19 protein-coding genes are annotated in these 21,287 nt (G+C 71.1%); 9 read left to right on the top strand and 10 right to left on the bottom strand.

Going from position 1 to position 21,287, the window contains the following annotated elements:
- Positions 1-178 precede the first annotated feature (178 nt).
- From guaB1 to AC4D16_RS04035, 6 genes are all read left to right on the top strand, one after another.
- Positions 179-1,630: a GMP reductase gene (gene guaB1 / locus AC4D16_RS04060; RefSeq protein ID WP_490954039.1), complete on the top strand. Its 1,452-nt coding sequence runs from the start codon at positions 179-181 to the stop codon at positions 1,628-1,630.
- 273 nt (positions 1,631-1,903) lie between these two features.
- Positions 1,904-3,397 (top strand): hemolysin family protein, encoded by a 1,494-nt coding sequence (locus AC4D16_RS04055; protein ID WP_490954038.1) that lies wholly within the window; start codon positions 1,904-1,906, stop codon positions 3,395-3,397.
- Positions 3,394-4,485 carry a hemolysin family protein gene (locus AC4D16_RS04050; protein WP_490948823.1) on the top strand — a complete coding sequence of 364 codons (1,092 nt, stop codon included), beginning with the start codon at positions 3,394-3,396 and terminating at the stop codon, positions 4,483-4,485. The genes AC4D16_RS04055 and AC4D16_RS04050 overlap by 4 nt, the downstream gene beginning before the upstream one ends.
- A gap of 96 nt (positions 4,486-4,581) precedes the next feature.
- Entirely contained in the window at positions 4,582-5,640 is a 1,059-nt protein-coding gene (locus tag AC4D16_RS04045; RefSeq protein WP_490954037.1) for a metal ABC transporter solute-binding protein, Zn/Mn family, read from the top strand.
- A gap of 88 nt (positions 5,641-5,728) precedes the next feature.
- Entirely contained in the window at positions 5,729-6,568 is an 840-nt protein-coding gene (locus AC4D16_RS04040; protein WP_490954036.1) for a metal ABC transporter ATP-binding protein, read from the top strand.
- Positions 6,569-6,570: 2 nt separating this feature from the next.
- Positions 6,571-7,455 (top strand): metal ABC transporter permease, encoded by an 885-nt coding sequence (locus AC4D16_RS04035; protein ID WP_490954035.1) that lies wholly within the window; start codon positions 6,571-6,573, stop codon positions 7,453-7,455.
- A gap of 50 nt (positions 7,456-7,505) precedes the next feature.
- Here the strand turns inward: AC4D16_RS04035 and AC4D16_RS04030 are convergent, their stop codons facing one another.
- The 3 genes from AC4D16_RS04030 to AC4D16_RS04020 all read right to left on the bottom strand — a co-directional run bounded on the left by AC4D16_RS04030 (position 7,506) and on the right by AC4D16_RS04020 (position 9,290).
- On the bottom strand, positions 7,506-8,078 hold the full coding sequence (locus AC4D16_RS04030) for a MarR family winged helix-turn-helix transcriptional regulator (RefSeq protein ID WP_490954034.1): 573 nt from the start codon (positions 8,076-8,078) through the stop codon (positions 7,506-7,508).
- A gap of 65 nt (positions 8,079-8,143) precedes the next feature.
- Positions 8,144-8,740 carry a MarR family winged helix-turn-helix transcriptional regulator gene (locus AC4D16_RS04025; RefSeq protein ID WP_490954033.1) on the bottom strand — a complete coding sequence of 199 codons (597 nt, stop codon included), beginning with the start codon at positions 8,738-8,740 and terminating at the stop codon, positions 8,144-8,146.
- A 112-nt stretch (positions 8,741-8,852) separates the two neighbouring features.
- Positions 8,853-9,290 carry a Fur family transcriptional regulator gene (locus AC4D16_RS04020; RefSeq protein WP_490949484.1) on the bottom strand — a complete coding sequence of 146 codons (438 nt, stop codon included), beginning with the start codon at positions 9,288-9,290 and terminating at the stop codon, positions 8,853-8,855.
- A 132-nt stretch (positions 9,291-9,422) separates the two neighbouring features.
- Here AC4D16_RS04020 and AC4D16_RS04015 point away from each other — a divergent pair, with 132 nt between their 5' ends.
- The 3 genes from AC4D16_RS04015 to AC4D16_RS04005 all read left to right on the top strand — a co-directional run bounded on the left by AC4D16_RS04015 (position 9,423) and on the right by AC4D16_RS04005 (position 11,755).
- Positions 9,423-10,079, top strand: a complete 657-nt coding sequence (locus AC4D16_RS04015) for an MBL fold metallo-hydrolase (protein WP_490954032.1) — start codon at positions 9,423-9,425, stop codon at positions 10,077-10,079.
- Between the two features lie 160 nt (positions 10,080-10,239).
- Positions 10,240-11,061 (top strand): sulfurtransferase, encoded by an 822-nt coding sequence (locus tag AC4D16_RS04010; protein ID WP_490954031.1) that lies wholly within the window; start codon positions 10,240-10,242, stop codon positions 11,059-11,061.
- Between the two features lie 268 nt (positions 11,062-11,329).
- Entirely contained in the window at positions 11,330-11,755 is a 426-nt protein-coding gene (locus tag AC4D16_RS04005) for an HIT family protein (RefSeq protein ID WP_490954030.1), read from the top strand.
- Positions 11,756-11,787: 32 nt separating this feature from the next.
- Here AC4D16_RS04005 and hrpA read toward each other — a convergent pair whose 3' ends face one another.
- The 7 genes from hrpA to AC4D16_RS03970 all read right to left on the bottom strand — a co-directional run bounded on the left by hrpA (position 11,788) and on the right by AC4D16_RS03970 (position 21,252).
- Positions 11,788-15,867 (bottom strand): ATP-dependent RNA helicase HrpA, encoded by a 4,080-nt coding sequence (gene hrpA, locus AC4D16_RS04000; RefSeq protein ID WP_490954029.1) that lies wholly within the window; start codon positions 15,865-15,867, stop codon positions 11,788-11,790.
- A 45-nt stretch (positions 15,868-15,912) separates the two neighbouring features.
- Positions 15,913-16,896 carry a helix-turn-helix transcriptional regulator gene (locus AC4D16_RS03995; protein ID WP_490954028.1) on the bottom strand — a complete coding sequence of 328 codons (984 nt, stop codon included), beginning with the start codon at positions 16,894-16,896 and terminating at the stop codon, positions 15,913-15,915.
- 56 nt (positions 16,897-16,952) lie between these two features.
- Positions 16,953-17,534 (bottom strand): hypothetical protein, encoded by a 582-nt coding sequence (locus AC4D16_RS03990; protein WP_490954027.1) that lies wholly within the window; start codon positions 17,532-17,534, stop codon positions 16,953-16,955.
- Positions 17,531-18,997 carry a DUF58 domain-containing protein gene (locus tag AC4D16_RS03985; RefSeq protein ID WP_490954026.1) on the bottom strand — a complete coding sequence of 489 codons (1,467 nt, stop codon included), beginning with the start codon at positions 18,995-18,997 and terminating at the stop codon, positions 17,531-17,533. Before AC4D16_RS03985 ends, AC4D16_RS03990 begins: the two co-directional genes overlap by 4 nt.
- Positions 18,990-19,961: an AAA family ATPase gene (locus AC4D16_RS03980; protein WP_490954025.1), complete on the bottom strand. Its 972-nt coding sequence runs from the start codon at positions 19,959-19,961 to the stop codon at positions 18,990-18,992. The genes AC4D16_RS03985 and AC4D16_RS03980 overlap by 8 nt, the downstream gene beginning before the upstream one ends.
- 98 nt (positions 19,962-20,059) lie before the next feature.
- On the bottom strand, positions 20,060-20,503 hold the full coding sequence (locus AC4D16_RS03975) for a hypothetical protein (protein WP_490954024.1): 444 nt from the start codon (positions 20,501-20,503) through the stop codon (positions 20,060-20,062).
- Positions 20,500-21,252, bottom strand: coding sequence for a DUF4129 domain-containing protein (locus tag AC4D16_RS03970; protein ID WP_490954023.1), 753 nt, complete (start codon positions 21,250-21,252; stop codon positions 20,500-20,502). Before AC4D16_RS03970 ends, AC4D16_RS03975 begins: the two co-directional genes overlap by 4 nt.
- Positions 21,253-21,287 lie beyond the last annotated feature (35 nt).

Below are 21,287 nucleotides of genomic sequence, written 5' to 3'. Positions count from 1 at the left end.
CGTGACGGGGCGGGGACATCGCGGGGGAATCGCTGGGGAGACGGCGGACACGGCGGAGAGGCGGGCGCAGTCCCGTACGGCGTCGGCGGCGCGCGTGCCGGGGGGCAGGCACTAGACTCTTCGCGGCCGATCATCCGCCCGTCGAGGGCGCGGGGACACGCGCGACACAGGGAGAACCATGCGCTTCATCAACCCACCCACCACCGATCTCACCTACTCCGACGTGTTCCTCGTTCCCAGCGCGTCCGAGGTGATCTCCCGCTTCGACGTCGACCTCTCCTCGGAGGACGGCTCGGGCACCACCATCCCGCTGGTCGTGGCCAACATGACGGCCGTGACCGGGCGGCGCATGGTGGAGACGGTGGCGCGCCGGGGCGGTATCGGGGTCCTGCCGCAGGACGTGCCCGTCGAGGTCATCGCCGAGGTGACGGGCTGGGTCAAGGCCCGGCACCCGATCTTCGAGACCCCGCTCAAGCTCCAGCCGGGCAACACGGTCATCGATGCGCTGCACCTGATGCACAAGCGTGCGCACGGCGCGGTGCTCGTGATCGACGACGCCGGAACCTGCGTCGGCGTGGTCAACGCGTCGGACTGCGAGGGGGTGGACCGCTTCGCGTCCCTCGAGGCCGTCATGCGGCCCGCTCCCGCCGCCTTCGAGGCGTCGCTGTTCGACGACGAGCCCGCCACGGCGCTCCAGAAGGCCTTCGAGGACCTGGACGGTGCCCGCACCTCGCTCGCCCCGGTGGTGCGTGACGGCGTCCTGCAGGGCGTGATCACCCGCACGGGTGCGCTCCGCTCCACCATCTACGATCCCGCGCTCGACGGCGCGGGACGGCTGCGCGTCGCCGCGGCGGTGGGCATCAACGGCGACGTCGAGGCGAAGGCGGCCGCCCTGATCGATGCCGGCGTCGACGTGCTCGTGGTCGACACGGCGCACGGTCACCAGCGGAAGATGCTCGACGCCCTCGCCGTCGTGCGCGGGCTGGACCCGAAGGTCCCCATCGTGGCCGGCAACGTGGTCAGCGCCGACGGGGTCCGCGATCTCGTCGCCGCGGGCGCGTCCATCGTCAAGGTCGGCGTGGGCCCCGGCGCCATGTGCACCACGCGCATGATGACCGCCGTCGGACGCCCGCAGTTCTCCGCCGTGCAGGAGTGCGCGCAGGCCGCGGCCGAGCTGGGCGCCCACGTGTGGGCCGACGGCGGTGTCCGCTACCCCCGCGACGTCGCCCTCGCCCTCGCCGCGGGCGCGAGCCAGGTCATGATCGGCTCCTGGTTCGCCGGGACCTACGAGAGCCCGGGCGACCTGCAGACCGACAGCGACGGCCGCCGCTACAAGGAGAGTTTCGGCATGGCGTCGGCCCGCGCGGTGCAGAACCGGACGCGGCGCGACGACGTCTTCGCGCGCGCCCGGAAGGGACTGTTCGAGGAGGGCATCTCCACCTCGAAGATGTACCTGGACCCGGCGCGCTCCGGCGTCGAGGACCTGATCGACATGATCACCGCAGGCGTCCGCAGCTCCATGACGTATGCCGGTGCGGCATCCCTGGCCGAGTTCCGGGAGCGGGCCGTGGTCGGCGTGCAGTCCGCTGCGGGGTACGAGGAGGGCCGCCCGCTCCAGCAGAGCTGGTAGCGGCGGGGCCCTTCCGGTGACGGACGCTGGCGCGTCGTCGTCGAGCCGGTAAACTGGCCTCCTTATGGACAGTCCTTCTAGGGGCCGGCTATCGGCCGGCAGCCCCTCATTTCTCGACCATCCGCCGCACGAGCCCGGGTCCGGGCGTCCCGTCGGCTCCGGTGAGGACGCGGCTCCCGAGCCCGCCGACGCCGCCGACCCCCTCAGACGCGGACCGCTGCACCCCTCCGATCGGGCGAACCGACGGACCTCCGTCACGGAGGGGATGTAGCGGTGGAATGGATCTATCTCGCGGCGGGACTGCTCCTCGTCCTCGGCACGGGCTTCTTCGTCGCCGTGGAGTTCGCGCTCGTGGCGCTGGACCAGACCTACGTGCAGCGCGCGGTCGACGACGGCGACACCAAGGCCGAGCCGCTCCTTCGCTGCCTGAAGTCCCTCTCGACACAGCTCTCGAGCTGCCAGCTCGGCATCACCCTCACCACGCTGCTGACCGGATACGTGATGGAGCCCTCGGTGGGTCGGCTGCTGGAGACCCCGCTGGCCGCACTCGGGCTCTCCGAGGCGCTGATCGCGTCCTCATCGATCATCATCGCCATGGTCCTCGCCACCCTCCTCTCGATGCTCATCGGGGAGCTGGTCCCGAAGAACCTCAGCATCTCGCTGCCGTTCCAGGTGGGACGCGCCCTCGCCCGCCCGCAGCTCATGTTCACGGCCGTGTTCAAGCCGGCCATCGTGGTGCTCAACGGGTTCTCGAACCGCATCCTCCACATCGTGGGACTCGAGGCGAAGGAGGAGATCTCCGGCGCGAGGACACCCTCCGAACTGTCCTCCCTGGTGCGGCGCTCGGCGGAGATGGGCACCCTGGACCAGGGCACCGCCACCTTCCTCGCGCGCACCTTCAGCTTCTCCGAGCGCACCGCGGCGGATGTCATGACGCCCCGTATCCGGATGGAGACCATCGACTCGGACCAGACCGTCGCGGACGTCGTCGAGGCCGCCCGACGGACCGGCTTCTCCCGGTTCCCCCTGATCGGCGATTCCGCCGATGACATCCGGGGTCTCGTCCACGTCAAGAAGGCCGTGTCCGTACCCCGCCACAAGCGCGCCGACCTTCCCGCGGGCACCATCATGACCGAGGTGCTGCGCGTCCCGGAGACCGTGCACCTCGACTCCCTCCTCAGTGAGCTCCGCGAGGCCAACCTGCAACTCGCCGTCGTCCTCGACGAGTACGGCGGAACGGCGGGTGTGGTCACGCTCGAGGACCTGGTCGAGGAGATCGTGGGCGAGGTCGCCGACGAGCACGACAAGCTCAAGCCCGGCGTGCTGCAGAGTGCCACGGGGGACTGGTACTTCCCGGGGATCCTGCGCCCCGACGAGGTCAGCACCCTGGTGCCCGGTCTCGTGGTGCCCGACGATGCAGGCTACGAGACCGTGGCCGGTTTCCTGATGGCGGAACTCGGCCGGGTCGCCGAGAGCGGGGATCGCGTGGAGGTGCCCGCCGGGTCGCTGACGGTCGAGCGCATGGACGGTCGCCGGATCGACCGCGTCCAGTTCCGGCCTGCGCCCGTCCCGTCGGATGGTGCCGAGGGTGCCGAGGGTGCCGAGGGTGTGGAGGGCGACGACCATCGCGACCGCGGGTCAGTCGATCGTGCGCCGGCTCGTCCCGATCCAGCCGTCGTCCCGGAGCGCCGGGCGACATCCGGAACCGGCGCGGAGCCGCGCCCCGCGCTCGCCGGCAGCACCGCCGTCCGGAGGAGTGAGCGATGAGCGACTGGGCGGGAATCGTCTGGCTCGTCGTCCTGCTGGCGGGCAACGCCTTCTTCGTGGGCGCGGAGTTCGCCGTGATGTCCGCGCGCCGCAGCCAGATCGAGCCGCTGGCGGAAGCAGGCTCCAAGCGCGCCCGCACCACCATCTGGGCCATGGAGCACGTCTCCCTCATGCTCGCCTGCGCCCAGCTGGGCATCACGGTGTGCTCCCTGCTGATCCTGCAGGTCGCGGAGCCGGCCATCCACCACCTGCTGGTGGTACCGCTGGAGGCCCTTGGTGTCCCGGGCGGCCTCGCCGACGGGATCGCCTTCGCGATCGCGCTGCTGCTGGTGACCTTCCTCCACGTCACGTTCGGCGAGATGGTGCCGAAGAACATCTCGGTATCGGTCGCTGACCGCGCGGCGCTGCTGTTGGCGCCGCCCCTGGTCATGATCGCCCGGGTGGTCAATCCGGTCATCTCCTCGCTGAACTGGGCCGCCAACCACATCCTCCGTGCACTCAAGGTGGAGCCGAAGGACGAGGTGTCCTCGACCTACACGCTCGAGGAGGTGCAGTCGATCGTCGAGGAGTCCACCAAGAGCGGGCTCGTCGACGACGAATCCGGGCTGATCACCAGTGCCCTCGAGTTCTCGGGCCAGACGGCGGCGACCACCATGGTGGCCCTGGACGAGCTCGTGACGGTGCGCACGGACGCCACTCCGGAGGACTTCGAGCGCGCGGTCGGCAGGACCGGTTTCTCCCGCTTCGTGATGGTCGACGACGCCGGGAACCTCACCGGCTACATGCACATCAAGGACGTCATGTCGATGCCGGAGTCCATGTACCGGCGGCCCATCACGGAGAACAAGGTGCGCACCCTGGCCAACATCTCGGTGGACGACGAGATCGAGGACGCCCTCACCGTCATGCAGCGCACGGGCTCCCACCTGGCCCGCGTGCTCGGCCCGGACGGAGCGACGCGCGGTGTCCTGTTCCTCGAGGACGTCATCGAGCAGCTCGTCGGGGAGATCCGCGACGTCACGCAGAACCAGGGCGTCCGCCGGACGGGTGAGGGGCTCGGGGCCGAGGCGCCCTCCCGCCGATCGTGACCTGATCGATCCGACCGCAATGCGAACCGTTCGCGTTCTGCGCTATGCTCGGGACCTAACGTAAACAATTCTCATTAGTTCGAAGAGGTCGTCCCCATGCCGCTGCGCCGCCGTCTCCTGCTTCCCGGTCTCCTCACGGTGACCGCCCTCTCGGTGGCGGCGTGCGGGGACGGCGGAGCGGCCGACGCGGGAGCCGCGACCGAGGGTGGGCCGCTCCGCGTGGTGACGGCCACGAACGTCTACGGCGACATCGCCGCGGCCGTCGGGGGCGACGACGTCGAGGTCACCTCCCTCGTGAACAGCCTCAGTCAGGACCCCCACTCCTACGAGGCGACGGTGCAGGACAAACTGTCGGTGTCCGGCGCCGACCTCGTGATCGAGAACGGCGGCGGGTACGACGCGTTCCTGACCCGTCTGGCCGAGGAGACGGGCGTGGAGTCGGTCCTCACGGCCGTGGAAATAGCCGGGCTGGACACCGAGGAGCCCGAGGGCTCCGAGGCGTCGGGCGAGCCCAGGGCGTCCGGAGAGGCCCAGGCATCCGGTGCTGCACCGGACGAGGCGGAGCACGCCGACGAGGCCGCGCACTCCGAGGAGGCCGAGCACTCCGAGGACGACGGCCATGGCCACGGCGCCTTCAACGAGCACGTCTGGTACGACCTCGCCGCCATGGCGGACCTCGCCGATGCCGTCGCGGAGGAGCTCGGCCGCCTCGACACCGCGAACGCCGACGCCTACCGCGAACGGGCCGACGCCTTCACCGCGGAGCTCGCGCCGCTGCAGGACCGGCTCGCCACGCTCTCGGGGTCGTCGGGCCATGCCGACGTGGCCGTGACCGAGCCCGTTCCCCTCTACCTGCTGGAGGACGCGGGACTGCACAACGTGACCCCCGAGGAGTTCACCGAGGCGATCGAGGAGGAGACCGACGCCCCGATCGCGGTGCTCGAGGAGATGAAGGAGCTCGTCTCGGACGGCTCGCTGACGTTCCTGGCGTACAACGACCAGACGCAGGGGTCCCAGACGGAGGCGGTGCGCGCCTCCGCCGAGAAGGCGGGCCTCCCGGTGCTCGATTTCACGGAGACCCTTCCCGAGGGCGAGGATTACATCTCGTGGATGACCTCGAACACCGAGAGCGTCGAGGCGGTCCTCGGGTCCTGACCCACGAGCAATTCGTCCCTGAGCTTCTGCGCTGTATCGGCGCTATCCTCAGGAGCTACCGCACCCGACAGACTGGACACCCCTGCACATGGCTTCGCTCACGTCCCCGCGCCCGGATGCGCGCGGTGATACGGGCAGCGTACCCGCCGTCAGCTTGCGCGACGCATCGTTGTCCTTCGGCTCCCGCACCCTGTGGCAGGGTCTCGACCTCGACATCATGCCCGGCGAGTTCTTCGCCGTCCTCGGGCCCAACGGCTCCGGGAAGACCAGTCTCCTGAAAGTGCTGCTCGGCCTGCAGCCGCTCGACGGCGGGACGGCAACCGTCGGTGGGCAACCGATCCGGCGTGGGAGCCGCGCGCTCGGGTACATCCCGCAGCAGAAATCCTTCCCGCCCGAGACTCCGCTGCGTGCACGTGACCTCGTGGGGCTCGGGATCGACGGTCATCGCTGGGGGCTGCGGGTGAAGGGCAGGGAGTACCGCCGCCAGGTGGACCGGCTGCTGACAGACGTCGGCGCGGACTCCTACGCCGATGCGCCGGTGGGACGCCTGTCCGGCGGGGAGCAGCAGCGGCTCCGCGCAGCGCAGGCGCTCGCCACCGACCCCGAGGTGCTCCTGTGCGACGAGCCGTTGCTCTCGCTGGACCTGCATCACCAGCAGGCGGTGAGCGCGCTCATCAGCAGGCAGAGCCGCGAGCGGAACAGTGCCGTGGTCTTCGTGACGCACGAGATCAATCCAATCATCGACTACGTGGACCGCGTGCTCTACCTCGCCGACGGCAGGTTCCGTGTGGGTCCGCCGTCGGAGGTCATGACCAGCGAGGTCCTCTCGGACCTCTACGGCAGCCCGGTGGAGGTCCTCCACAGCAACGGGCGGATCGTCGTCGTCGGGCTACCCGATGCCACCACGCACCACCACGAGAGCGTGTAGCCATGGACTTCCAGGAAGCCTTCAGCGCGATCTTCACGTTCGACAACTACGCCCAGCTCCTCCCGCTGGTGCGGAACTCGCTCATCGCCGGAGCAGTGCTCGGCCTGCTCGGCGGCCTGATCGGCACCTTCGTGATGATGCGTGACCTCGCCTTCGCCGTCCACGGCATCGCCGAGCTGTCCTTCGCGGGCGCCGCCTTCGCCCTGCTCGTCGGGGCGAACGTCGTCGGCGGTTCGCTCGTGGGGTCGGTGCTGGCCGCGATGGTCCTCGGGCTCATGGGGATCCGTGCGCGCGACCGCAACTCCATCATCGGCGTGGTCATGCCGTTCGGTCTAGGGCTCGGCATCCTCTTCCTCGCGCTGTACGAGGGGCGCGCGGCCAACAAGTTCGGCCTCCTCACGGGGCAGATCGTCTCCGTGGACGCCGTCCAGCTGAACCTGCTCGTCGGGTGCGCTGCGGCGGTGATCATCGCCCTGGCCGCCATCTGGCGCCCGCTCACCTTCGCGAGCGCGGACGCCGATCTCGCCGAGGCACGCGGGGTGCCGGTGCGCGGGCTGTCGATCCTGTTCATGCTCCTGCTGGGCGTCTCCGTGGCCCTGTCCATCCAGGTGGTGGGAGCGCTGCTCGTGCTCGCCCTGCTCATCACGCCCGCGGCGGCCGCGCTCAAGGTGACCTCCGCACCGGGGCTCGTCGTCCTGCTCAGCGTCCTGTTCGCCTGCACCTCGGTGGTGGGGGGCATCCTGCTCGCGCTCGGCGGCCGCATCCCGATCAGCCCCTACGTCACCACGATCTCGTTCGTGATCTACCTGGTGTGCCGGTTCGTGGGAAGCAGGAGGGCGAGCGGGGGACGGACCCTTGCCCGTCCGGCGTCAGCGGGTACGGCCTGATATTCCCGACCCTCGATGGCAGCGGCGCGGTGAGGGGCGCCACGACGTCGTCAGGACGCTGTGGGCTTGTCCTGCAAGCCGACGGCGTCCGAGATGGTCTGCTCCATCGAGCGGAGGAATCGCGTGACGGTCTCGGTCTCCTCCGAGGTGAGCGCGTCAGCCGCCGCCATGACGCCACGCTTCTCGACGTCGAAGGCGTCGCGGAACTCGTCGGTGGCCTTCTCGCCCGGTTCGAGGATGACCGCGCGGCGGTCCACGGGGTGCCTGCGGCGCCGGATGTAGTGGCCGCTCTCCAACCGGTCGATCACCAGGGTGGTCGACGCGCTCGAGATGCCGAGGGCGAGCGCCAGGTCCTTCGGGCTCGCCGTCTTGTCCGACTGCCAGACGCCGAGCAGGTAGCGGAGGGCCGAGAGGTCCGTCTCGTTGATGCTCAGTCTCTGGCTCAGACGCCGGCGGAGGCCGCTCTCGATCGAGCGGTAGGCCCGCAGGGCGTTCAGCACGTCGACGCCGGTGGCCGCGGGACGGTCCCGGGAGTCGTCGGGTGAAGCGGAGGCAGCGTGATCCGACGCTTCGGCGGGTGGGTACCAGTACCCGGATCCCTGCCGTGCGTCGGATGGCTTCATGCCATTACCTTAGACCATCTAGTAGCCAAGTTCTCTAGGTACCCGTTCGTGACGGCGGCCCGGGCCTACGCGGACGGCCCGCTCCGTCCACGCGGATGTAATGCCTCCGACGAAAGGGCGCACGGGAGATCCAAACCATCGAGGGCAGTGCCGAGATCCTCGAGGAAGCGGCGGACGACGACCGCCTCTTCCGGGAGCAGCCGGGCAGCGACCTCCATCATGCGTTCGTGCAGCTCGCCCATCGTCGAGCGCACGTCGTCGTGGGACGCGGCGGTGGCGCGGACCTCCACGGAACGCGCATCCTTCGGGTTGCGACGGCGCTCGGCGTGACCGCTCCGCTCGAGGCGGTCGATGAGGACCGTCGTGGCCGCCGTCGAGATCTGAAGATCCCGGGCGAGTGCCGCCGCGTTGAGCGGGCTGCCGGCTCGGTCGGCATACAGCATGAGGCGCAGGGCCGTCATGTCGGTGCGTCCGAGGTTCATCGAGTCGCGGCTGCGGGCGCGCATCGCGCTCTCCGCATCGCGGTAGCGGCGGACGGCGGTGACCAGGTCGTCGAGCGGGGCGGAGGCGTCTCCGGGTCCGTCCGAGGTGTCGCGGTCCGCCGGGGCGGTCGTCCCGGAACCCGCACCTGTGTCACCGGTGTCGGGGGAGAAGGACGTCACGCCACGATCCTAGGTGCGCGCACCGCCGCTGTGGCCGGGTAGATCCGGTCTCCCGCGAGCGTCGGGACGCGTGCGATCATGGGCGCGATCATGGGCGGGATCATGAGCGCCGTCACGGGGACGGGGGCGCCACCGCACCCTGCCGCGCCGAGCACTCCGGGCACAGCCCCTGGATCTCGACGGTGTGCGCGGCGTCGGTGAACCCGTGGGCCGCGGCCGTTCGGACGGCCCACTGCTCCACCGCGGGTGCCTCGATCTCGACGGCCCGCCCGCAGTTCCTGCACAGCAGGTGGTGATGATGGTGCTCGACGGCGCAGCGGCGGTAGACGGCTTCGTTGTCGGCGTTGCGCAGCACGTCCACGAGGCCGTCGTCGGCCATGGACTGGAGGATCCGGTAGGTGGTCGCGAGCGACACCGAGGCGCCGTCGTCCTGGAGGAGACGATGCAGTTCCTGGGTGCTCACGAAGTCGTCGATCGCATCCAGGGCTGCGCTGACGGCGCGGCGCTGGCGCGTCACACGCTGTTCGGAGCCCTTCCGTGAAGCCGGCATGGCCGCCTCTGTCCCGGCCGGTGCCACTGCCGGGGGTGTCGCCTTCGGCGTCATGTCCTACCCTTCTCGCAGGCGCTCGCAGCCGCGGATCAGCTCCAAGATTATCAGCGTGGCCGCGGGTAGTCTGGGCGCATGCTGATGACCAAGTACTCCCACTCCTGCGTGCGCCTCGAGCTGGACGGCACCGTCGTCGTCCTGGACCCGGGGACGTTCTCCGAGGTCGAACAGGCGCTCGAGGGCGCACACGCGGTCCTCGTGACGCATGAGCACCCCGACCACATCGCCGTCGATCGCGTCGTCGCGGCGCTGACGGCCGATCCCTCACTCGGGCTGTGGGCGCCCCGGGGTGTCGCGGACACCGTCACGGAGGCCCTCGGCGACGCGGCGGGAGACCGGGTGCACGCCGTTGCGGGTGGCGAGAGCTTCGCCGTGGCCGGTCAGCAGATCCGCACCTTCGGAGGTCAGCACGCGCTCATCCACGCGCTCATCCCCGTGGTCGCGAACGTCGGATTCCTCGTCGGCGACGTCTATCACCCGGGAGATTCCTTCATCGTCCCCGAGGGCGTCGAGGTGGGCACGCTCCTGGTGCCCGTGCACGCGCCGTGGTCGAAGCTCGGCGAGGTGGTCGACTTCGTGGCCTCCGTGCGCGCGCCACGCGCCTTCCAGATTCACGACGCCCTGCTCAACGAGGTGGGACTCGGCATGGTCGAGGGGCACGTGACCCGACTCGGCGCGCGCTACGGCTCCACGTTCCGGCACCTCGCGGTGGGGGAGAGCACCGAGGTCTGACCGGACGCCGGCCGCCGGTCGACAGCCGTCCCGGGAGCACCGCTCGCGCCGCAGCACGTTCGGCATGGCATCGACGATCTCCGTGTGGTGGACTGACCTGCATCAGGACCGGGCGCGGTCACCTCCGCGTCCCGGTCGCCACTTCCGACGGGAGATCTCGATGAAGACTCTGATGGATGTGCAGGAACTGCAGGCCCGGATGACCTCCGGCGCGCAGACGATCCTGCTCGACGTGCGATGGTCCCTCGGCGACCCGCACGGTCATGAGCACTACCGCGCAGCCCACCTACCCGGAGCCGTGTACGTGGACATGGAGTCGCAGCTCTGCGCTCCGGGCGGCCCCGGCCTGGGCAGGCACCCGCTCCCCGACGCCGAAGCACTGCAGGAGGCAGCGCGGCAGTGGGGCATCAACGACGGCGACACCGTGGTCGCCTACGACGATTCCGGGAACCTGGCGGCGGCCCGCCTCTGGTGGCTGCTGCGTGACGCCGGCTTCGAAGGCGTCCGGCTGCTCGACGGCGGCCTCGCGGCCTGGCGTGCGGCCGGCCACGAGGTGGAACGCGGCGAGGAGCAGCACTGCGTGGGGAATGTGCACCTGTCCGCGGGTCACATGCCCGTGGTGTCCGTCCCCGACCTGCTCGAGCCGGCGGGCCTGCTGCTGGATGCACGCGCCGCAGAGCGCTTCCGCGGCGAGCACGAGCCGGTGGACCCCCGAGCGGGTCACATCCCTGGTGCGATCAGCGCCCCGACCTCCGAGAACCTCGCCGAGGATCGGCGTTTCCGTTCGCCGGACGAGCTCCGCCGCCGGTTCGCGGCCTTCGGAGCGGACTCCCGGCCGGTAGCGGTCTACTGCGGCTCCGGGATCACCGCGGCGCACGAGATCGCCGCGCTCGACATCGCGGGCATCGATGCGGCGCTCTTTCCGGGGTCATGGTCCCAGTGGTCGACGACGGAGGGCCTCCCTGTCGCGACGGGTGCCTGAACCGAGCCGTCCTACCCGTCCGGCGTGGTACGGGTCGACAGGGGTACCGGCGGGATACCAGGGGGCGGGACGCCGCACGGGTGTCCCGCCCTCCGTGCGTCCCGCGTGATGTGCTGGTGGGGCGGAGGAGTGGCGCGGTAGCGTCGTAGCCATGAGCCCAGGACGCCCTGCACCACCTCCGCTGCGCGGCGCGGTGCAGCTGCCCGCCGGCGCTGCTCGCCCGAGCCCGGATCCAGCACCAGCACGCACCTCAGAACCAGGAGTCCCGATGACCACGCTGTTCACCAAGATCATCAACGGCGAGATCCCGGGGCGGTTCGTCTGGAAGGACGACGACGTCGTCGCCTTCCTCACGATCGCGCCGCTCACGCCGGGTCACACACTCGTGGTGCCGCGGCAGGAGATCGAGCACTGGCTGCGGGCCGACGAGGGAACGCTGGCCAAGGTCATGGCCGTCGCGCAGACGATCGGCACGGCCCAGGAGAAGGCGTTCGGGGCCGAACGGGTGGGAGTCCTCCTCGAGGGCTACGAGGTACCGCATCTCCACGTGCACGTGTGGCCCACGGAGTCGCCCGCCGACTTCGACGTCAAGCGCGTGGACCTGGCCCCGGACCCCGCCGCGATGGACGAGGCGGCCGAGACGCTGCGGTCGGCCCTGCGCGACGCCGGTCACGGCGCGTTCGTCCCCGCCTGACCGGAACGGACGGCCGGGGACGGCGGCAGCTCCTACCGCGCCGAGGCCATCGCCTCGTTCAGCGCCGTCCTGATCCGCTTCTCCGACACCGAGTACGCCGTCCCGAGGTCCTGGGCGAAGAGGCTGACGCGCAGTTCCTCGATCATCCAGCGCACTCGCCGCAGGCTCTCCGGCCGGTGCCGCCCGGCCGCGAGCGAGGCGACGGCGTCGTCGTACTCGTCCTCCAGGCGCTGCACCGCCGCCATGCCGACGCCGTCGCGCTGCACGTTCGTGGGCAGCTTCTCCAACCGGACCTCGATGGCCCGCAGGTGGCGCGGCAGATGCGCCAGCTGGGCGTATCCCGTCGCCGCGACGAAGCCCGGGTACACGAGGTGCTCCAGCTGGCTGCGGATGTCGTTGAGCGCGGAGATCAGCGCGAGGCTCGTGGTGCCCTTGAGCTGCTTCTGGATGCGGCGCGTACTGGCGAGCACCTTCTCCACCGTGGCGGTGACCGTGAAGACCGTGTCGATCAGTTCGGCGCGGACCTCCTCGTACAGCCGGGAGAACGCCTCCTCGGTCCAGGGCAGCTCCTCGGGGACGAGCTTGTCGATCGCGGCCAGCGAGCAGTCACGGATGAGCTCCGCGACGCTGCCGTGCGGATTCTGGCTGAAGGTGAGCTTCTCGGTGTTGCTGAGGTGCTCCAGCACGTACTTCGCGGGGCTGGGGATGCGCAGGGACAGGAGCCGGATGATCCCGGCGCGCATCACGGTGGCCTGCTGGCCGGCGTCGGGAAACACCTTCAGGCCGACGGCGGTGCCTTCGTCGACGAGGGCCGGGAAGCCCGTGACACGGTGGCCGCCCACCGTGCGGGAGACCTCGCGCTCGATGGTGCCGAACACCCACGCCTTCTCGCCTGTACGCTCGGCGACCGCGGGAGCCTCGGCGACGGTGACCCCGCCGCTGCGCGTCATCGCGGCAGCACCGGCTGCCTGCCGGTTCCCGGAGCCACCTCCTCCGGCGGCGACGGGCTCACGGTGGGCATCGTTCCGCCCCCCTGGGCCGGTGGCGCCCGCCCCGCTGCCGTTCCTGCCGCCGCGTCCCGAACCTCTCGCTGAACCACCCGCTGAACCACTGGACGACCCACGCGATGACCCACTCGGGCGCGTGCTGCCGGGGCTCGCGCCGAGCGACTGGGCGATCGCCCGGCTGACGGCCGGCGCCAAGGACTCCTTCAGCGCCTCGAGATCGCGTGACTCGTCGAGCACGCGCCCGTCCGCATCCACGATCCGGAACATCATGAGCAGATGCTGCGGGACGGCGGACCAGTTCCAGGAGCCGGGCGGGATGATGTGTCCGCGCAGCCGCCGCAGGGCCAGCTCCAAGGAGGCCTCGAGGTCGTCCGTGCTCGGGTCGAAGTCGGTGGCGAGCGTCGCGACGGTGGTGCGCGCGACGTCGGGCGCGGGGACGAAGTTCTTCCGTACCTGCTTGGGTAAGGACTTGATCAGGGCCGTGACCAGTTCCACGCGCTGGCCCGGAATCTGCCAGCGGAACGGCCTGGGGTCGAGCTGGTTCAGGAACAGCACCGGGATGGTGACGGTGACGCCGTCGTGCGCGCCCGGTGTCAACGGCGAGAACTCGTAGGCCAGCGGCAGCTCGAAGCCCGCCTGCCTCCAGGTGCTGGGGAAGGCGTTCTCGTCGAGCTCCGCCGCGTCCTGGCTGAGCAACTGCTCGGGATCGAAGTCGAGCAGGTCGGGGGACTCGTGGCGCGCCTTCTTCCACCAGATGTCGAAGTGCCGTTCGGACACCACCTCGGGGCCGATCCGCTGGTCGTAGAACTCGAACAGGGTCTCGTCGTCGACCCTCAGGTCCCGACGCCTCAGGCGGTTCTCGAGTTCGTCGACCTCGGCGAGACGTGCCTGGTTGCGGCTGAAGAACGTGTGGTGCGTCTTCCAGTCGCCCTCGACCAGCGCGTGCCGGATGAACAGCTCGCGGGCCACCTCGCGATCGATCCGCCCGTAGTTGATGCGGCGCTGCGGCACGATCGGCACGCCGTACAGCGTGACCTTCTCGTAGGCCATGACCGAGCCCATCTTCTTCGACCAGTGCGGCTCGCTGTAGGTGCGCTTCACGAGGTGCGGCGCCACCTGCTCGGCCCACAGGGGGTCGATGCGGGCGACCACCCGGGCCCAGAGCCGTGAGGTCTCGACCAGCTCGGCGGCCATGACCCAGTCGGGTGACTTCTTGAAGAGCGCCGACCCGGGGAAGACGGCGAATCGGGTGCCGCGGGCGCCGGCGTACTCGCGCTTCCGCTGGTCGTAGAGACCGATGTTGCTGAGCAGGCCCGAGAGCAGGCTCACGTGGATCTGCTCGTGCAGGCCCACGGGGTCCACGGGCCCGGCGGGCAGGGTGATGCCGAGCGGCTTCGCGAGCTGGCGCAGTTGCTGGAAGAGGTCCTGCCACTCCCTGACGCGTAGGTAGTTGATGAACTCGGCCTTGCATAGCTTCCGGAACTGCGTGGAGGACAGCTCGTTCTGCTTCTCCTGCAGGTACCGCCACAGGTTGAGGTAGGCGGTGAAATCCGAGTTCTCGTCGACGAAGCGCTTGTGCTTCTCCGCGGCCTGCTGCTGTTTCGCCGGCTGGTCGGCCGAGGGCCGTTCGCGGGGGTCCTGGATGGTCAGTGCGGCTGCTAGGACCATGACCTCCTTGACGGAGCCGCGTGCGCCGGCCTCGACGATCATGCGGCCGAGGCGCGGATCCACGGGGAGCTGCGCGAGCTTCCGACCCACGCCGGACAGGCTGCCGTCGTCCTTGAGCGCCCCCAGTTCACGCAGCAGTGCGACGCCGTCGTTGATCGCCTTGGTCTCCGGCGGTTCGACGAACGGGAACTCCGCGATGTCCTTCGGGCTCCGCGTGACGCCCATGGCCGCCATCTGCAGGATGACCGCGGCGAGGCTGGTGCGCAGGATCTCCGGTTCGGTGAAGGGGCGGCGCGAGGCGTAGTCCTCCTCGGAGTAGAGCCGGATGGCGATGCCGTCGGAGACACGGCCGCTACGGCCCGAGCGCTGGTTCGCCGACGCCTGGGACACACGCTCGATGGGCAGGCGCTGCACCTTCGTGCGGTGGGAGTACCGCGAGATGCGGGCGGTCCCGGTGTCGATCACGTACTTGATCCCGGGCACCGTCAGGGACGTCTCCGCGACGTTGGTGGCGAGGATGATCCTCCGGTGGTTGCCGGTGGGGCGGAAGACGCGGTGCTGTTCCTCGAGGGACAGCCGTGCGAAGAGGGGGAGCACTTCCGTGCCCCGCAGCCGGTGCGTCGACTGGATACGTGCGCGCAGGGCGTCGGCGGCGTCGCGGATCTCGCGCTCGCCGGAGAAGAAGACGAGGATGTCGCCCGGCGCCTCGAGGGCGAGCTCGTCGACGGCATCGCACACGGCATCGAGGGGGTCGCGCTCCTCCTCGAGTTCGGTGTCCGCACCGCCGTCGCCGTCGTCGAGCCCACCGGGTGGCTGGTCGAGCGGCCGGTACCTGATCTCCACCGGGTAGGTGCGCCCGGAGACCTCGATGATCGGTGCGGGGGAGGTGTTCTCGACGGCGGCGTCGGCGGCGAAGTGCGCGGCGAACCGCTCGGGGTCGATCGTGGCCGAGGTGATGATGACCTTGAGGTCGGGACGCTGCGGGAGGATCCGCTTGAGGTACCCGAGGATGAAGTCGATGTTGAGGCTGCGCTCGTGCGCCTCGTCGATGATGATCGTGCTGTACTTCCGCAGCATGCGGTCGTGCTGGATCTCGGCGAGCAGGATGCCGTCCGTCATCAGCTTGATCTTCGTGTTCCGGCCCACGGACCCGGTGAAGCGGACCTGGTAACCGACCTCCTCGCCGAGGGGCACCTGCAGTTCCTCGGCGATACGCTCGGCGACGGTGCGGGCGGCGAGCCGGCGCGGCTGCGTGTGACCGATCAGCCCGCGTTCGGCGAGGCCGAGCTCGAGGCACATCTTCGGGATCTGCGTCGTCTTCCCGGAGCCGGTCTCGCCGGCGATGATGGTGACCTGGTTGGCGGCGATCGCCGCCATGATGTCTGCCCGGCGTTCCGAGACAGGAAGGTCCGCGGGGTAGGAGAGTGTCAGTGCCATGGTTGCCTGCCAGTCTAGTTGCTCCCGGCAGGGCGGTCCCGGTGCTCAGTCGGAGCCGGGCGCCTGCAAGCGTGTCCCCGCCCCGGACCGTCGGAGGCGATCGGCGAGGACGACGGCGCGCTCCCGCATCTCGGGCGGCTCGAGCACCTCGAAGTCGATGTCCCAGGCGGCGACGTACGCCAGCGGGAAGTCGAGGGAGTCGAACCCCGCCTTCAGCACGGTGTGGTTCTCGCCGTCGGCCTCGAGTGTGCCCGTGTTCGGCGGCACCCGGGCCTGCAACTCCTCGAGCGGGGCGTGGAAGCGGATCACGGCGTCGTACCCGTAGGGCGAGCGCGTGATGGACCTCTGCACGTAGGCGGCGAGGTCCGCCGCCGGGAGCGGCCGCGGTAGGAAGCGCTCGCGGGCCACCGGCACGCTCTGGCAGCGGTCCACCCGGAAGGTGCGCCAGTCCTCGCGCGAGCGGTCGTAGGCCACGAGGTACCAGCGCCTGCCGGTGTCCACGAGGCGGTACGGCTCCACGACCCTGCGGGAGGACTCGCCGTCGTGGCGGTCGTAGCGGAAGGCGACGCAGCGCCGCTCCGTGATGGCCGCCGAGAAACCGGTCAGGATTTCGGGGTTGACCGGCGTGCTCGCCGCCGCCATGCGCGTCACGGCGGATCGCAACCCGGAGAAGCGCGGCCGCAGCCTGGGCGGCAGCACCTGCTCGAGCTTCGTGAGGGCGCGGACCGATGCCTCACCCACGCCGGAGACGGGACTCGCGGTGACGGCCGTCAGGCCGATGGCGACGGCGAGCGCCTCGTCGTCGTCCAGCAGGAGCGGGGGGAGCTGGGCGCCCGCGCCCAGCTGGTAGCCGCCGGCGATCCCGGGGGAGGCGTTGATGGGGTAGCCGAGCGTCCGGAGCTTGCCGATGTCACGCCGCACGGTCCGCTCGGTGACCCCCATGCGCTGCGCGAGCGCCGGCCCCGTCCACTCCCGCCGCATCTGCAGGAGCGAGAGGAGATGCAGCAGGCGCGCCGAGGTCTCGATCATGCCGCCAGCGTACGACCGCTTGCGGACAGGACCGGTCCGCAGTGCCCGGTCCTGCGTCAGGTCCGCGGGGTGCGCCCCGCACCCACCAGCCACAGCGCCCACCCCGCGAGCGATGCGACGCCGACGATCACCGCGGCCAGGCTCGACCCGGCGTCGTCGACGAGGAGCGCGAGCAGCGCCACGGGCTGCGCGACGAGCTGGATGCGCAGGAAGCTGCGCGCGAGTTCCACCAGGGCCGCGACGCTGACCCAGCCCCTCATCGGCAGGTGCAGCAGGAGCAGGTACAGCACGAAGACCGCGTGCAGCCCTGCCACGAAGGCGAGCAGCCAAAAGGATCCGGCCGGCATGTTGACCGCGTAGGAGACCACCAGGAGCAGCAGGGCGAGGGTCACCAGACCGAGCGAGGGGAGGAAGGCGGCGGCCATCACGAGGAGGAGGGGGGCTGCGATCCATGCCGACCCGTTCCAGACGATCACCCCGAGCAGGAGGGCGACGAGCGCGGCCAGAAGGCGGAGCACGATCAGCGGGACGAGTCCGCTCCGGTCCGGGCGCACCCGGTGCACGGCATCCTCCACGGGCCGCGCGGCAAGCAGCCGCCCACGGAGCCAGGCGATCCGGTGGCCGGAACGTGAGGTCATGGCGTGCCCTTCCCCGCAGGGCGGACCGTGCCCGTCGAGGCAGGGCGGGCTCTACCCTGACCGGCCCGACGTCGAGCCGTCCGGGTGAGGAGCAGCAGGCCCTCCACGAGGTCCCCGCCCACGCGCGCAGGGTGGTCCGCCGAAGCGCCGGGCCCCGCGTCGTCGGCCCCGGTGATGCCAGGCGACCCAGTACCCGTTCCACTGCCCGCTTCGCCACCGCCCGCTCCACGACCGCCCGCCGTGAGCACGGCGACGCCGTCGCGACGCAGGGCCTCGAGTCCCAGCGATCTGCGGAGCAGCGTGAGGCGCACCGCTCCGGCCTGCGCCGGCGAGGACTCCGAGCGCACCAGGGCCGGCAGGCAGTCGACGCCCACCACGAGGAAGCCCTGCGCGTGCCACAGGTGGAGCAGCCGCGCGGCCTCATCGTCGAGGAACGTGGAGAACACGAGCACCACGGCACCTGGCGGGGGCACGGGATCGCGGCGCCGGCCGGCCCGTCGGGTCACCGCCGTCCCGGTCAAGCGCGCTCTGATCTGTTCCAGGTGCCGCGTCCCGGAGGCGGTGCGGAGGGCCCTGCGGGTTCCGGAGAGGTCGTCGAGACCCACGCGATCGCCCACCGAGAGATAGGAGGCCGCCACCGCCGTCGCCGCCACGCGGGCGAGGTGCAGCGAACCGGCCGCCCAGGGGCGCGGCGTGCCCGCGAACCAGTCGTCGGTGGCCGACGGGACATCCTGCCCGGAGTCGACGACGAGGAACACGGAGGCTTCCGCGTCGGCGAACTGTCGGCGCACCATCAGGCGGTCCTGATCCGTGGAGCGCCGTGCCGTGGCACGCCAGTCGATGCGCCGCAGCGGATCGCCGGGCTGTCGCGGTGACACCGACCGCAGCTCCCCGCCCTCACCCGGGCGGTGCGAGACGTGGCTCCCGGTGACGCCGGCCAGCCGCTGCGACACCGGGCGGGCGAGCCGTGCGCGGACGGGCGGGAGGATGCCGACCCGCACGGGCGGGGCCTGCACGAAGGGCGTGGGGTCGGAGAAGTCGGCGCCGAGCGCGGCGGTGCCGTAGGCGAGGACGGCCACCTCCCCCGACGGCGGGGCCTCCACGAGCAGCGGGCACTCCTCGTCGTCGCGCAGGAGGAGCCCGTCGGCAGGGCCCCGGAGGCCGGGCGTGGCGAGGGTCGTGGCCACGAGGCGGCGCGCTGTCGGCGTCGTGCCCTCGGCTGGGGCGAGGACCAGACGGACGTCCCCCTCCGCGGTGGTACCGCCCTCGGCACCGATCACCGGGGGCGCACCGAGGTGCCTCCCCGACGGCACCTGGGCGGCGAGGGCGAGGAGGGCCAGCGGGGTGGCGAGGGCCGCCACGTCCGGCCGGCCCGCGGCCAGCCCGACGACGAGGCAGAGCAACGCGAGGATGGCGGCGAGGGCCTGCGCTGCCGGCCACCGCGTGGCGCCGTGCTCAGGCACGGGGAGCAGTGGACGGCACGGGCACCTTGCCGAGGGCGTCGCGCACCAGCTGCTCGGTCGCAACCCCCTGCGCCCAGGCCGACGGCGTGAGCATGAGCCGGTGCGCCAGCACGGGCACGGCGCCTTCCACGACGTCCTCCGGGAGCACGAAGTCCCGGCCGTCGAGCACGGCCAGCGCGCGCCCGAGCAGCACCAGCGCCTGGGACCCGCGCGGTGACGCACCCACCTCGACGGCGGGGTGCTCGCGCGTGGCCGCAGCGAGCCGCACCGCGTAGTCGATGACGTCGGCGTCGACGTCGACCGTCTCCACCGCGGCCTGGAGTGCCAGCACGCCCTCCACGGTCGTCACGCTCTCCACCTGCGTCGCGTCCCGACGGCGGGCGATCCGGCGTCGGATGATGTCCTCCTCGCCGCCGGGGCCCGGGTAGCCGAATCGCAGCCGCACCATGAAGCGGTCCAGCTGAGCTTCCGGCAGGGGATAGGTACCTTCGAACTCGAGCGGGTTGGAGGTAGCGAACACGTGGAAGGGCTGCGGCAGCGGCAGGGTGGTGCCCTCGGCGGTGACCTGCGATTCGGCCATGGCCTCGAGCAGCGCGGACTGCGTCTTCGGGGACGTCCTGTTGATCTCGTCCGCGAGGAACAGGTTGGCGAAGACGGGCCCGGGCTTGAACTCGAACTCACGCGTGGCGGGGTTGAAGATCGAACTCCCGGTGACGTCGCTCGGCAAGAGGTCCGGCGTGAACTGGAGGCGGCTGAACTGCAGGCCGAGTGCCTGGGCGAGCGTCTTGGCGGCCAGGGTCTTCCCCAGTCCGGGCAGGTCCTCGAACAGGACGTGGCCGCCTGCCAGCACGGCCGCCAGTGCGAGGCGCAGCGGGCCCTCCACCCCGACGACGACGGTGCCGGTGCGGTCGAGGACCTCCCGGCCCGCCCGAGCGGTATCGGCGCGGTGCTGTGGGGTGGTCATCGTGACTCCTGGAGATCCGGGGTGGGTGTCTGTCGAGCGGGTCGCCGGTCGGAGCGCTGGATGCCCTCCGGGCGGTCCGTCCAGTGGTTCGTGCGGCGTCACGGCCGCCCCACCTGCTCGCCGCCCGAACCGGCGGCGGAGAGTTCGCGGAGGAATCCCTCCAGCTCCCGGTGTGTGAGCGTGGGCGGCCGGGCCGCCGCGAGGAAGGACACCAGTGGGTCGCTCAGCTCCGCGTCAGGTCTCGCTGCCACGAGGAGCCTGCCCACGGTGTGCAGCTCGAGCAGGGCGCGGGCGCCGGGCTCTCCGGACGTGAGGGAGAACTCGAGCGCCTGGACGTCGGCGAGGCCGCGGGCCGGCGCCGGGACCGCCGCGAGGACAGGGCGCCGCAGGTCCACGTATTCGAGCAGGCCGTTGGCGACGCCGGCGGCGACCGCGGCACCCACGAGGACCACGGCGTGCGGGGCACCGAGACCGAAGAACCAGACGGCGACGAGCGCGAGCAGCACGGCCGCCCCGGTGATCGCCCACGCGGAGCGCTTCACGGCCGCTCCCGGGACGGGTGTCCGCCCGACGTGGCACGCCGGGCATCCAGCGCCGCGGACAGTGCCGTCACGCAGGCGAGGGCCGCGTCACGATCATCGGTGGTCAGGCGTTCACCGGCGCCGGTACGCCCGAATCTCGCCCGCTGGTAGAGGACGGTGAGGGTCGCGAGGGGCTGCTCGGGGACGGCGAGAGCCGCTGACACGGACGCCGCGAAGTCCGACGTCGTCTGCGTGGGCCGCCTCGCCGCGCCCACCGCGGCGCAGGACCGCTCGAGTTCGAGCCAGCAGCGGATCACGGCGTCCGAGGTGTCGACGTCCTCCTCGAGGGCCGTGCGTGCGGTGACGGTCCAGGCCGGCAGCTGTTCCTCCAGCCGAGCTGCCACACCGTCCGGCTGGAGATCCGCCCGCTCGACGTCCCGCCGTCGGTCACCCGCGCCCCGGCGCAGGCTCAGGATCACGCGGACCAGGAGGGCGAGGAGGGCCAGGACGATCACCAGGGCGGTCGCCACGAGCGTTCCGCCGTCGATCTCCAGACGGTCCTGCGCTTCCGCGGGTTGTTCGGTCGTCCGAGTCGCCGAGGGGAGTGGAGCAACCGTGCGCTCGGTCACGGGTACGGGTCCGTCGAGCACGGGGTCGGCGGTGAACTCACCGAGCAGGCCTGCCGCGAGGATCGTGGTGATCACCACGAGGATCGTCAGCAGGGCGGGCAGGCCGACCGCACGGCGATCATGCCGGCGCGAGCCGTCCATCCCCAGGTGTCCCCCGTCGGTAGGTCGTGGCCACC

This window comes from Arthrobacter sp. TJ-236 (genome assembly GCF_058269235.1).
Note: the sequence above shows the minus strand (reverse complement) of the source record. Positions and strands in the feature narration are given on the sequence as shown.

Coding starts and splice junctions, on each gene's coding strand:
- guaB1 (WP_490954039.1), top strand. CDS start 179: ATGCGCTTCATCAACCCACCCACCACCGATCTCACCTACTCCGACGTG.
- AC4D16_RS04050 (WP_490948823.1), top strand. CDS start 3,394: ATGAGCGACTGGGCGGGAATCGTCTGGCTCGTCGTCCTGCTGGCGGGC.
- AC4D16_RS04045 (WP_490954037.1), top strand. CDS start 4,582: ATGCCGCTGCGCCGCCGTCTCCTGCTTCCCGGTCTCCTCACGGTGACC.
- AC4D16_RS04040 (WP_490954036.1), top strand. CDS start 5,729: ATGGCTTCGCTCACGTCCCCGCGCCCGGATGCGCGCGGTGATACGGGC.
- AC4D16_RS04035 (WP_490954035.1), top strand. CDS start 6,571: ATGGACTTCCAGGAAGCCTTCAGCGCGATCTTCACGTTCGACAACTAC.
- AC4D16_RS04030 (WP_490954034.1), bottom strand. CDS start 8,078: ATGAAGCCATCCGACGCACGGCAGGGATCCGGGTACTGGTACCCACCC.
- AC4D16_RS04020 (WP_490949484.1), bottom strand. CDS start 9,290: ATGCCGGCTTCACGGAAGGGCTCCGAACAGCGTGTGACGCGCCAGCGC.
- AC4D16_RS04015 (WP_490954032.1), top strand. CDS start 9,423: ATGCTGATGACCAAGTACTCCCACTCCTGCGTGCGCCTCGAGCTGGAC.
- AC4D16_RS04010 (WP_490954031.1), top strand. CDS start 10,240: ATGAAGACTCTGATGGATGTGCAGGAACTGCAGGCCCGGATGACCTCC.
- AC4D16_RS04005 (WP_490954030.1), top strand. CDS start 11,330: ATGACCACGCTGTTCACCAAGATCATCAACGGCGAGATCCCGGGGCGG.
- hrpA (WP_490954029.1), bottom strand. CDS start 15,867: ATGGCACTGACACTCTCCTACCCCGCGGACCTTCCTGTCTCGGAACGC.
- AC4D16_RS03995 (WP_490954028.1), bottom strand. CDS start 16,896: ATGATCGAGACCTCGGCGCGCCTGCTGCATCTCCTCTCGCTCCTGCAG.
- AC4D16_RS03990 (WP_490954027.1), bottom strand. CDS start 17,534: ATGACCTCACGTTCCGGCCACCGGATCGCCTGGCTCCGTGGGCGGCTG.
- AC4D16_RS03980 (WP_490954025.1), bottom strand. CDS start 19,961: ATGACCACCCCACAGCACCGCGCCGATACCGCTCGGGCGGGCCGGGAG.
- AC4D16_RS03970 (WP_490954023.1), bottom strand. CDS start 21,252: ATGGACGGCTCGCGCCGGCATGATCGCCGTGCGGTCGGCCTGCCCGCC.